Below are 10,362 nucleotides of genomic sequence, written 5' to 3' on the forward strand. Positions count from 1 at the left end.
CAGCATCCGTCGCGCGCCCAAAAAAGACGCCGGGCGCTGCGGTGTGGCCGGCTATTCGGCGGCCTCGCGAACAGGTATCAGGCGCCGCTCGACCTGTTGCAGATGCAGCCGCATCGCCGCCGCCGCGCCGCCGAGATCGCGCTCGGCGATCGCTTCCACGATCCGTTCATGGTCGGCGAAGCTGTGATGGTCCGCCGGCGGACGGGCGCCCTCTGCGCGAAGCCGCCCCCAGACCACGGTCCGGCGCACGGCGTTCAGCACATCGAACAGGCCGAGCAGCACATTGTTGCGGCTCGCCTGCGCGATCTGCCGATGCAGCAGATTGTCGATGTTCTCATATTGCCGCCACGTCACGGCTTCCCGCGTCTGCACCAGCGATTGCCGCATCGCCGCGATATCGGACAGCGTGGCATGCAGCGCCGCTTCGCGCGCGATCTCTGGTTCAATGATCAGGCGCGCGCGCATCACGTCGGCCGGATTTGTGCGGCCGGCGATTTCGGAAATTCCGATCGTCTCCTCGACAGGCCCACTGCCGACGAAGGTGCCCCTGCCGACGTGCCGCCAGATGCGGCCATCCTTCTCGAGCACCGCCAGCGCCTTGCGCAGATCGCCGCGCGACACGCCAAGGCTCTCGGACAATTCCCGCTCCGCAGGCAGCCGGGTTTCGCCGGAATGGTCCATCTGGGCAAGATAGGCCTGAAGCTGAACCAGGGCGGCGTGGCCGCCATTGCCGGGGTCGTCCATCAATTCTAACCAATTCGCCTATTGTTTCCGTTTCCCGGTGTTAAAACGATTGGCGGAAACCGTCAACTGTCAAGTTTTTCTGCGGATTTGTCCTTGACCAATTTGCCTTGGAAGCTTAACCAATTCGAATAATGGTTACAAGAAACGGGAGGAATGATAATGACCAGCATCTCCAGACGTACCATCTTTGCCAGCGTGTTCGCTGCGGTTCTGGCAAGTGCGCTGTCCCTGTCGGCCGCAAGCGCGGGCGACATGCGCATCGCCTTCGGCGACCTTCCCGGCATCGAATCCATCCAGACGCTCGCCGCGATCGAGCGCGCCAAGGAGCGTGGCGTGAATGTCGAGCTCATCGTTCTCAATGATGAGGATCTGGCTGCCCAGGCGATTGTCGGCGGCCAGGCCGATGTCGGCATCGGCGCGCCCTATACGCTGATCCAGAAGGCAGGCGTGCCGATCCGCGTCTTTGCGCAGATATCGACGCTACGCTTCTTTCCTGTCGTCAACGGCGAATTCTACAAGGAATGGAAGGATCTGGATGGACAGGATGTCGCCGTTCAGGCGCGCGGCTCCGGCACCGAGGCTGTGATGCTGCTGATGGCGAAGAACCACGGCATCAAGCTCGGCAGTATCAGCTATGTCCCGGGTTCCGAGGTTCGCCGCAACGCGCTGCTCCAGGGCACGCTGAAGGCGTCGATTGTCGATGCCGCCAACAGGCGCGCGCTCGAGGCCGAAGCGCCCGGCAAGTTCATCGTCCTGCCGGTCGAGGATCTCGGCGCCTCGGACGAAGCGCTTTTCGCCACAGTAGACTATCTGAAGAACAACGCCGCCGACGTCGACATCCTGGTCGAGGAATTGATGAAGACCGCGCGGGAAATAACCGAGAACCCGTCTGTGGCGGTCGAATTCCGCAACAAGTACAAACTGCTGCCGGATCTCGGCGCGGAAGCCGATGGCGAAATCACCGAATACTACAAGGAAACCGCGGCAGCCGGCAGCCTTGCGCTGAATGGCGGCGGTGCGGATGCGGCCGCCGACGACTTTGCCTTCTTCACCCTTGCCGGCCAGATCGAAGGCGATCCTGCCAGCCTCAAGGTCGAGGACTTCTGGGATGTCGCCGCGCTCGACCGCGCTGTCGCCAAGCTCGGCAAGAAATAGGCGGCCGGCGGATGGCCATAAGTATCAGAACCGAGGGCGAGGCAGCCGGCCTCGCTTCCCCTTCCAGTCGCGGCGCAACCGGCGCATCGTGGGACCAGCCCATCCTGCTCAGGCTTGTGTCGATCGCCCTGTTCGCCGGAATTTGGGAAGTGGCCGGACGCATTCCCGTCAGCTTTGCCTTCCCGACCTTTTCCGACACGATGGTCGCATTCTTCGGACTGCTCGCCGATGGCAGCCTGGCAAACGCCTATCTCTCGACGCTTCAGCCGCTGGTGCTCGGTGTCGTCCTGTCGGCGTTCCTGGGGGTTGGCCTTGGCACGATCTGTGGCCTGTGGCGCACCGGCGAATGGCTGCTGATCCCGGTGTTCATCGTGCTTCAGGCGGCCCCCGTCGCCGCCTTCATTCCGATGGTCACCTTCGTCTATGGGATAGGCATGACCGCCAAGACGCTCGCCGTCATCATCCTCGCGCTGCCGGTCATCGTGCTCAACACCTACAAGGCCGTGCGCAACGTCAACCAATCGCTGCTCGTCATGTGCCGGTCGTTCCTCGGCACGCCCTGGCAAACCGTCGCCAAGATCATTCTTCCGGACGCCAGCCCGGTGATCTTCGCCGGTCTGCGCCTTGGCGTCGCTGCCGGGTTCGTCGGCGTCGTGCTCGCCGAACTGCTGATTACCCCGACCGGCATCGGCGACCTCATCACCTTTCACCGCTCGCGCGCCGACTACGCCGAGATGTATGCAACAATCGCCTCGATCATTGCTCTTTCAACCCTGACGCTCGTCTTTCTGCAGTGGGTGGAAGTCCGTGTTTTCAGGCCTGAAAGTAGAGGTGCCTGATGCGTGCTGCTGCCTTGCGAAATGGACCATCGCCGGTGCCAACACCGATCGATTCAATCGTGGAAGTGCGCGGAATTTCCAAGACCTATGGCAATGTCGAGGCGCTGCGCGGCATCGACCTCGACTTTCCCAGGGGCAAGCTGACCAGCCTTCTCGGGCCCAGCGGTTGCGGGAAGACGACGCTGCTGAAGATCATCGCCGGCCTGATAAGGGCCGATGGCGGAACCGTCGCCATCAATGGCAAGACCGTCAGCGCACCAGGTCCCGAACGCGCTTTCGTTTTCCAGGACTTTGCGCTGATGCCTTGGGCGACGGTGTTGCGCAATGTCGCCTTCGGCCTGGAATTGCGCGGCACCAGCAGGGCCGAACGCGAGGAGATCGCCAGGCGTTACATCGCCGAGGTGGGTCTCGCCGGCTTCGAGGACAAATATCCCCACGAGCTCTCTGGCGGCATGCGCCAGCGCGTCGGCCTGGCGCGGGCCTTGTCGGTCGATGCCGACGTCCTGCTCCTCGATGAACCGTTTTCGGCGGTCGACGAGCAGAACCGGCGCAAATTCCAGGAGGATCTGATCCGGCTGCGCACCAACCAGAACAAGACCTTCATCTTCGTGACGCACTCGATCGAGGAGGCGGTCTATATCTCCGACCGCATCGTGCTGCTGTCGCCGCGGCCCGGCAGGGTTTCGCAGATCATCGAACCGGAAATCGATCGCTCCGGTGACCCGGAACACATTCACCGTGACAAGCACTACCTCGATACCGTCGAGGAGATATGGCAAGGGCTGAAGCAATATGTGGAATGACCGGCAATGACCCTGTTTGGCTATCGCATACCCATGATGGCGTCGCTGCTTGTCTGGTGCGTCGTGTGGGAGATCGTTGGCCGGCTGAACCTTGTCTTCCTGCTGCCGCCCTTTAGCGAAGTGCTGGCGGCGGCGGTCGATCTCGTGCAGACCCCGTCCTGGCAGAAGGCGACGATCACCACCCTTCGCGCCTTCGCCATGGGCATGACGCTCTCGATCGTCATCGGCGTGCCGCTGGGCATCCTGATGGGACGCGTCAAGATCGCCGACGACCTGCTCGGCATGTGGGTCAACATCTTTTCCAGCGCGCCGCTCTCGGCGATCGTGCCGGTGCTGATGATCCTGTTCGGCTTCGGCGAGAAGACGATCGTCGCCGCGGTGTTCCTGTTCGCGATCTGGATCATCGTTCTCGACACGCGCGCCGGCGTCCGCCACATCTCGCCGTCGCTGATCGAAATGGCGCGTTCCTATGGCGCCTCGCGCCCGGCACTCTACACCAAGATCATCCTTTGGGCGGCACTTCCGGAAATCCTTGCCGGTATCCGCCTCGGCCTCATCCGTGGCGTCAAGGGCGTCGTCATCGGTCAGCTGCTCGTTGCCATCGTCGGTTACGGTGCGCTGTTTGAGACCTTCTCGCGCAATTTCCGCATGGCCGAATTCTGGGCCTTGACCATCATCCTTTTTGCCTTCGCCCTGATGATCGCCGAACTGATCGAACGGGCCGAAGCCAAAGTCGAATATTATGCAGGAGCAAGACAGTGAACATGCACGGCACGACCTATGTCATCGAACCGAATGCAATCCCGAGCATCCCGGTCGCGGGAACCGACAAGAGGTTTCCCGTGCACCGGGTCTACTGCGTCGGGCGCAATTACGCCGCGCATGCCGTCGAGATGGGGCACGACCCCAACAAGGAGCCGCCGTTCTTCTTCCAGAAGAACCCCGACAACCTTGATACGTCGGGAGAATTTCCCTACCCTCCGGCCTCCAATGATGTTCATCATGAAATCGAAATGGTCGTGGCGCTGAAAAGCGGCGGTACCGACATCCCGGTCGAAAAGGCGCTGGACTGCGTGTTCGGCTATGGCGTGGCTCTCGATATGACCCGGCGCGACTTGCAGGGGAAGGCGAAGGACATGGGCCGCCCATGGGAGGTCGGCAAGGCTTTCGAGGCATCGGGCCCATGCACCCCATTGGTTCCGGCAAGCACGATCGGTCATCCCGACAAGGGCGCGATCTGGCTGGACGTCAATGGCGAACGAAAGCAGACTGGCGACCTCAACCAGATGATCTGGAAAGTACCAGAAATGATCAGCTATCTCTCAGGTCTTTTCACGCTGATGCCGGGGGACATCATTCTTTCCGGCACGCCGGCTGGCGTTGGGGCAGTCGTTCGCGGCGACGTTCTGCGCGGTCATGTCGAGGGCGTCGGCGACCTAGAGGTTCGCGTTGTCTGAAGTGGCATCGATCGTTGAAAGGCTCGCTGCCGGAGCGGATGATGCGCCGGCGATTGCGGCACCTGACAGGACCACGCTCACCCATGGCGGTCTGCGCCGCCTGATCACCGAAACGGCGGCGCGGCTCAATGCGCTCGGCCTCGGCCGTGGCGACCGGGTGGCCATCGTGCTGCCGAACGGCCCGGAGATGGCGGCGGCCTTTGTCGCCGTAGCGGCCGCCGCCTCGACGGCGCCGCTCAATCCGGCCTACCGGGCCGACGAGCTCGATTTTTATCTAAGCGATATCGGCGCCAAGGCGATCCTCGTTGCCGAAGGCGAAACTGGCCCGGCTGTGGCCGTCGCCGAGCGCCTGGGTATAGCTGTGCTGAGGCTGGTCGCGCGGGGTGACGCGCCAGCCGGCAGTTTTGAGATCGAGGGCAAACCGGTTGGTCCGTCTGTTTTGTCCGGCCTGGCGCAGGATAGCGACATCGCGCTGTTGCTGCACACCTCCGGCACCACGTCACGCCCCAAGCTGGTGCCGCTCAGCCATGCCAATCTCGCCGCTTCGGCCGGCCATATCGGCGCCACGCTCGGGCTGACATCAGATGATCGGTGCCTCAACATCATGCCGCTGTTCCATATCCATGGGCTGATCGCGGCGGTGCTGTCCTCGCTTGCCGCTGGCGGCAGCGTCTTCTGCACGCCGGGCTTCAACGCGCTGCGTTTCTTCCATTGGCTGGGCGAGGCACGGCCGAGCTGGTACACGGCCGTGCCGACCATGCATCAGGCGATTCTGCCGCGCGCGGCGCGCAATGCCGATCAACTGGCGGCGGCACCGCTGCGCTTCATCCGCTCCTCCTCGGCATCGTTGCCGGCGCAGGTGATGGCCGAACTCGAAGCGACCTTCGGCTGCCCGGTGATTGAATCCTACGGCATGACGGAAGCCGCCCACCAGATGGCTTCGAACCGGTTGCCGCCCGGCCTGCGCAAGCCGGGCAGCGTCGGCGCCGCCGCCGGGCCTGAAGTGGCGGTGATGGCGCCGGATGGGCGGCTGCTCAAAGCCGGCGAGACTGGCGAGATTGTCATTCGCGGTCCCAATGTCACCACCGGCTACGAGAAGAATCCAGAGGCCAATGCCAGCGCCTTCGGGCATGGCTGGTTCCATACCGGCGACCAGGGCGTGCTCGACGAGGACGGGTATCTGCACGTCACCGGGCGGCTGAAGGAGATCATCAACCGCGGCGGCGAGAAGATTTCGCCGCTCGAGGTCGATGGCGTGCTGATGGATCATCCGGCGGTGGCGCAGGTCGTCACCTTCGCCATGCCGCATGACAAGCTCGGCGAGGAGGTCGCGGCCGCGATCGTGCTGCGCGAGGGCATGGCCACGACCGAGGCCGATATTCGCGGATTTGCCGCGACGCGGCTCGCCGATTTCAAGGTGCCGCGCAAGGTCCTGATCCTGGAAGAGATCCCCAAGGGCGCGACCGGCAAGCTGCAGCGCATCGGCCTCGCCGCCAAACTCGGTCTTGGATAATGATGCGGATCACCGTTTTTGGCGCCGGCGCGATCGGCGGCTATCTCGCGGCCAAGCTCGCCATGGCCGGCCGGGTCGATCTTTCGATCGTTGCGCGCGGCGCGCATCTCGACGCGATCAGGGCGGACGGACTTCGCCTGATCGAGGACGGTCAAGAGTCCGTCGCTCCTGTCAGGGCGGCTGCGCGGGCCGAGGAGCTTGGCGCGCAGGACTATGTCGTGTTGGCGCTCAAGGCCCATTCCGTCGCCCCGGCGCTTGACCAGATCGCGCCGCTGCTTGGGCCGGCCACGGCCGTCGTCACCATGCAGAACGGTGTGCCATGGTGGTATTTCCATGACGCTGGCGGGCCGCTCGAAGGTACAAGGCTGCAGGCTGTGGACCCCGGCGGCGCGATCTGGGACCGGCTCGGACCGAAGCGCGTCATCGGCTCCGTCGTCTATCCCGCGGCCGAAGTGGATGCGCCCGGCCTGATCCGCCATGTCGAAGGTACGCGCTTTTCGCTCGGCGAGCCTTCGGGCGAAAAGGGCGAACGCGTCATGCGGCTTGCCGAGGAAATGGTGGCGGCGGGGTTGCAGGCGCCGGTTCGAGACGACATCCGCAGCGAAATCTGGGTAAAACTCTGGGGCAATCTCTCCTTCAATCCGATTTCCGCGCTGACCGGCAGCACGCTGGCCGCAATCGTTGCCGACGAGGCAACCCGCGCGCTTGCCCGCGCCATGATGCTGGAGGCACAGGCGATCGGCGAAAGCCTTGGCGTCCGTTTCCCGATATCGGTCGACCGGCGCATCAAGGGCGCCGGCGATGTCGGCGAGCACAAGACCTCGATGCTGCAGGACCTGGAGCGCGGCCGTCCCATGGAGATCGACGCGCTGGTGACGGCGGTGCAGGAACTCGGCCGGCTGACCGGCCAGCCGACGCCCACAATCGACAATGTGCTGGCGCTGGTGCGGCGGCTTGCCATCGAGCGAGGATGCTACCAATCGTGAAGTTGCTGACGCAATCTTCGCTTGACTCTCCAATTTGTTCCTGATTTGTTCTTGTTAACAAAGTTTAACAGGAGCGTTCCTCGGCCGAACGAGTACAGATGTATCGGCAGCAAGAGTTCGATTTCGGCATACCCCTTCCTCCGTGGCAGCCGAAGCTGCGGGATCGCGTCTTCTTCGCATTGCGTCTGGAACCGAAGGACTATTCCCGTTTTTCCGCTCTACAGAGGCAGCTCTGCGACTTCAATGGAGTAACCGGATCGCCGTTACTGGAAGAGCGGTTTCACGTCAGCCTGCAGCATGCCGGCGACTATAAAAGGCTTCGATCGAAAATCGAATTCGCGGCAAAGCGGTCCGGCCGACTGGTCATTATGCCGGCATTTGAGGTCACGTTTCGCTATGCGGGAAGCTTCCCGGGACGTCCAGCCGCAAGGGGCAAGCCGCCTTCGCGGCCATTTGTACTTCTGGCCGACGATGGACCGGTCTGCGAACTTAGTCGGTTGCTTGGGGCGGCAATGAAGGCGAACGGGCTGAAATCGTCAGATCATTTCGTTCCCCATATGACACTTGCATACGATGAAAAATTCATCGTTAGGCAGCCTGTAGACCGGATCAGTTTCGTCGCAAAGGGGTTCATTCTTATTCACAGCTTGCGCGGTCTGACGATCTACAAAGATCTGGATCGCTGGCCGTTGATTGTCGCATCATAAGTGCTCCAGCGGTCGGGCTGGCGCGCGGGCGTCCACCCATCCTGACATGAGTTGTCAGCTACCGCGCGGGCGACAGTGGCAGGCCAGCCAGTAGTTCCCTAACTGGAAACCGTCTGAACAGGAGGAAGTCATGACCATTACCGAAATTGCCAAGGATTTCACGGAACTCCTCAAACAGGGCGATCACGAACGTGCTGGTGAGAAACATAACGCTGACGACATTGTTAGCTACGAAGCCATGGAAGGGCCGAAGGCCATCTGCCGTGGCAAGGAAGACGTGAAGCAGAAGGGCCAGTGGTGGCAAGAGAACCACGAAGTCCATGGCGGCTCGGTCGAGGGTCCATATGTCAACGGCGACCAGTTCGCAGTGCGCTTCAAGTTTGACATTACGCCCAAGGCCACAGGCGAGCGTGTCACCATGGATGAGGTTGGTCTGTACACGGTCAAAGACGGCAAGATTACTGAAGAGCGCTTCTATTATTGAGGCCGGAAATACCACTGGCTCCCCGGAGCCTGCTCACGTGGCTGCATGGTTGAAAAACTCACATGGCGGCAAGGACAACGCCGCCCTGGCCGCCATGTGAGCACCTCAAATCCCCTTCACATAGTCCGCAAGCTGATCGGCAACCGTGCCCCAGCCGTCATAAAAACCCATCTCCTCGTGGTTATTGCGCGTGGCTTCGTCACGGTGGATGGCTGTTGCGGTATAGCGCGTCGCCTTGCCTTCCGGCTGGAAGGATATGACTGCGGTGATGAATGGATCTCCCGATGGCCGATAGCCGGGCAGCAGCGCGTCGGTCCACACCAGCCGCTCATTCGGCACGATGTCGAGGTAGCAGCAATGGCGGTCGTTCACCTCCTTGCCGTCAGGCGATTGCATGCGGGTCCTGAACAGGCCGCCAGGCCTGAGGTCGATCTCGCAATCGGTGATGATCCACGGCTTCGGCGTGAACCATTGGCGGACATGCTCGGGCTTGGTGTAGGCCGTCCACAGCAGTTCGCGCGGCGCATCGACAACGCGTTCGAGGACGAGGTCCAGTCTGGGGTCTGGTTTGAACACCTGGCTCATATGTCTTTCTCCTTGAGTGTCATGACGTAGGCGTCGAACTGGTCGAGGCGGCGCTCCCACAGCGTGCGCTGTTCGGCCAGCCAGTTTTCCGCGAGCTTCAGCGGTTCAGGGGCGAGTTGGTAGGTCCTGACACGGCCGGTCTTTTGCGAGCGCACCAGCCCGCAACCTTCCAACACCTTCAGGTGCTCGACGAAGGAGGGCAGGGCCATGCCGAATGGCTCGGCAAGCTCGCTGACCGAGGCGGGGCTTCTGTTCAGCCGCTCCACCACACGGCGGCGCGTCGGATCGGCGAGCGCCCGGAAGATACCGTCGACCGGTGGCGGACTTGCGGTCTGCGGGTTCGTTGCCACGGTCATTTCTTCCTCGCCGCCACTGCGCTGGCCAGAGATGGTTCTGAAAAATACTTAGGTAAATTCCTTAGTATTTGCAAGGCCTAAAATTCTGGAGATATGGGCCATGGCGCTGGCAAAGCGGACACAGCGGTTTTAGGCTGAAGCGGATTCCACAGTCAGCCCTAGGGAAATACGCTTTTGACAATCACGTTGTACGGCATCACCACCTGCGACACGGTCAAGAAAGCGCGCGTCTGGCTGGAGGGCCATGGCGCGGCCTATCGCTTTCACGACTACAGGGTCGAAGGGCTGGAAGCGGACAGGTTGAACGGCTGGGTCGGCAAAATCGGCTGGGAAAAATTGCTCAACAAGGCGAGCACGACGTTCCGCGAACTGCCGGACAAGGACAAGCAGTCGATCGATGAGAAGAAAGCCAAGGCGCTGATGCTGGCCAAACCGACGATGATCAAGCGCCCGGTGCTGGAGATTGGCGACCACATTCTGGTCGGCTTCAAGGCGGATGTTTATGAGCAGGCGGTTGGGGGGAAGTGAGGTCGCGGAGCCTATCGCGTCGTCATCCTATGGCGGAGCAAGGAGCGAAGCGACGCGGCGCAGACAGCGCATGGCCCGCTCGCGACGCAATCCCTTCACCGATCCAGTGCGCGAGATCACCGTGCGCATTGCCACCGGCAAGTTCATCCGCCTTCTCACCAACGACCTCGATGCGCCAGCCCAGGAGATCGCGGACCTCTACAAG

General features: G+C 62.2%; 13 protein-coding genes. 10 read left to right on the top strand and 3 right to left on the bottom strand.

Going from position 1 to position 10,362, the window contains the following annotated elements; translation table 11 throughout:
• Positions 1–51: 51 nt before the first annotated feature.
• Positions 52–744: a FadR/GntR family transcriptional regulator gene (locus tag OHD62_RS09340; RefSeq protein WP_263782230.1), complete on the bottom strand. Its 693-nt coding sequence runs from the start codon at positions 742–744 to the stop codon at positions 52–54.
• A gap of 159 nt (positions 745–903) precedes the next feature.
• Here OHD62_RS09340 and OHD62_RS09345 point away from each other — a divergent pair, with 159 nt between their 5' ends.
• From OHD62_RS09345 to OHD62_RS09385, 9 genes are all read left to right on the top strand, one after another.
• On the top strand, positions 904–1,899 hold the full coding sequence (locus OHD62_RS09345) for an ABC transporter substrate-binding protein (RefSeq protein ID WP_263782231.1): 996 nt from the start codon (positions 904–906) through the stop codon (positions 1,897–1,899).
• An 11-nt stretch (positions 1,900–1,910) separates the two neighbouring features.
• Positions 1,911–2,738 carry an ABC transporter permease gene (locus tag OHD62_RS09350; protein ID WP_263782232.1) on the top strand — a complete coding sequence of 276 codons (828 nt, stop codon included), beginning with the start codon at positions 1,911–1,913 and terminating at the stop codon, positions 2,736–2,738.
• Positions 2,738–3,541: an ABC transporter ATP-binding protein gene (locus OHD62_RS09355; RefSeq protein WP_263782233.1), complete on the top strand. Its 804-nt coding sequence runs from the start codon at positions 2,738–2,740 to the stop codon at positions 3,539–3,541. Before OHD62_RS09350 ends, OHD62_RS09355 begins: the two co-directional genes overlap by 1 nt.
• A gap of 6 nt (positions 3,542–3,547) precedes the next feature.
• Positions 3,548–4,303, top strand: a complete 756-nt coding sequence (locus tag OHD62_RS09360; protein WP_263782234.1) for an ABC transporter permease — start codon at positions 3,548–3,550, stop codon at positions 4,301–4,303.
• Between the two features lie 2 nt (positions 4,304–4,305).
• Positions 4,306–4,998, top strand: a complete 693-nt coding sequence (locus OHD62_RS09365; protein ID WP_263782338.1) for a fumarylacetoacetate hydrolase family protein — start codon at positions 4,306–4,308, stop codon at positions 4,996–4,998.
• Complete coding sequence (locus OHD62_RS09370) at positions 4,991–6,511, top strand: acyl--CoA ligase (RefSeq protein WP_263782235.1); 1,521 nt, start codon at positions 4,991–4,993, stop codon at positions 6,509–6,511. Before OHD62_RS09365 ends, OHD62_RS09370 begins: the two co-directional genes overlap by 8 nt.
• Before the next feature lie 2 nt (positions 6,512–6,513).
• Complete coding sequence (locus OHD62_RS09375) at positions 6,514–7,497, top strand: 2-dehydropantoate 2-reductase (RefSeq protein ID WP_263782339.1); 984 nt, start codon at positions 6,514–6,516, stop codon at positions 7,495–7,497.
• Between the two features lie 98 nt (positions 7,498–7,595).
• Entirely contained in the window at positions 7,596–8,204 is a 609-nt protein-coding gene (locus tag OHD62_RS09380; protein ID WP_263782236.1) for a 2'-5' RNA ligase family protein, read from the top strand.
• 130 nt (positions 8,205–8,334) lie between these two features.
• The gene (locus OHD62_RS09385) at positions 8,335–8,688 is read left to right on the top strand and encodes a nuclear transport factor 2 family protein (RefSeq protein ID WP_263782237.1); all 354 of its coding nucleotides are present in this window, start codon (positions 8,335–8,337) and stop codon (positions 8,686–8,688) included.
• A 105-nt stretch (positions 8,689–8,793) separates the two neighbouring features.
• Here the strand turns inward: OHD62_RS09385 and OHD62_RS09390 are convergent, their stop codons facing one another.
• Complete coding sequence (locus OHD62_RS09390) at positions 8,794–9,273, bottom strand: SRPBCC family protein (protein ID WP_263782238.1); 480 nt, start codon at positions 9,271–9,273, stop codon at positions 8,794–8,796.
• On the bottom strand, positions 9,270–9,629 hold the full coding sequence (locus OHD62_RS09395) for an ArsR/SmtB family transcription factor (protein ID WP_263782239.1): 360 nt from the start codon (positions 9,627–9,629) through the stop codon (positions 9,270–9,272). Before OHD62_RS09395 ends, OHD62_RS09390 begins: the two co-directional genes overlap by 4 nt.
• A 174-nt stretch (positions 9,630–9,803) precedes the next feature.
• Between OHD62_RS09395 and OHD62_RS09400 the strand changes: the two genes are divergently transcribed.
• Entirely contained in the window at positions 9,804–10,157 is a 354-nt protein-coding gene (locus OHD62_RS09400; protein ID WP_263782240.1) for an ArsC family reductase, read from the top strand.
• Positions 10,158–10,362 lie beyond the last annotated feature (205 nt).

The organism is Mesorhizobium sp. YC-39 (assembly GCF_025753795.1).
In the GTDB taxonomy this organism is placed as follows: domain Bacteria; phylum Pseudomonadota; class Alphaproteobacteria; order Rhizobiales; family Rhizobiaceae; genus Mesorhizobium.

Excerpts from the sequence above, each read along its gene's own strand:
- OHD62_RS09390 (WP_263782238.1), bottom strand. The coding sequence starts at position 9,273 with ATGAGCCAGGTGTTCAAACCAGACCCCAGACTGGACCTCGTCCTCGAA.
- OHD62_RS09345 (WP_263782231.1), top strand. The coding sequence starts at position 904 with ATGACCAGCATCTCCAGACGTACCATCTTTGCCAGCGTGTTCGCTGCG.
- OHD62_RS09360 (WP_263782234.1), top strand. The coding sequence starts at position 3,548 with ATGACCCTGTTTGGCTATCGCATACCCATGATGGCGTCGCTGCTTGTC.
- OHD62_RS09395 (WP_263782239.1), bottom strand. The coding sequence starts at position 9,629 with ATGACCGTGGCAACGAACCCGCAGACCGCAAGTCCGCCACCGGTCGAC.
- OHD62_RS09375 (WP_263782339.1), top strand. The coding sequence starts at position 6,514 with ATGCGGATCACCGTTTTTGGCGCCGGCGCGATCGGCGGCTATCTCGCG.
- OHD62_RS09380 (WP_263782236.1), top strand. The coding sequence starts at position 7,596 with ATGTATCGGCAGCAAGAGTTCGATTTCGGCATACCCCTTCCTCCGTGG.
- OHD62_RS09365 (WP_263782338.1), top strand. The coding sequence starts at position 4,306 with ATGCACGGCACGACCTATGTCATCGAACCGAATGCAATCCCGAGCATC.
- OHD62_RS09340 (WP_263782230.1), bottom strand. The coding sequence starts at position 744 with ATGGACGACCCCGGCAATGGCGGCCACGCCGCCCTGGTTCAGCTTCAG.
- OHD62_RS09355 (WP_263782233.1), top strand. The coding sequence starts at position 2,738 with ATGCGTGCTGCTGCCTTGCGAAATGGACCATCGCCGGTGCCAACACCG.
- OHD62_RS09350 (WP_263782232.1), top strand. The coding sequence starts at position 1,911 with ATGGCCATAAGTATCAGAACCGAGGGCGAGGCAGCCGGCCTCGCTTCC.
- OHD62_RS09385 (WP_263782237.1), top strand. The coding sequence starts at position 8,335 with ATGACCATTACCGAAATTGCCAAGGATTTCACGGAACTCCTCAAACAG.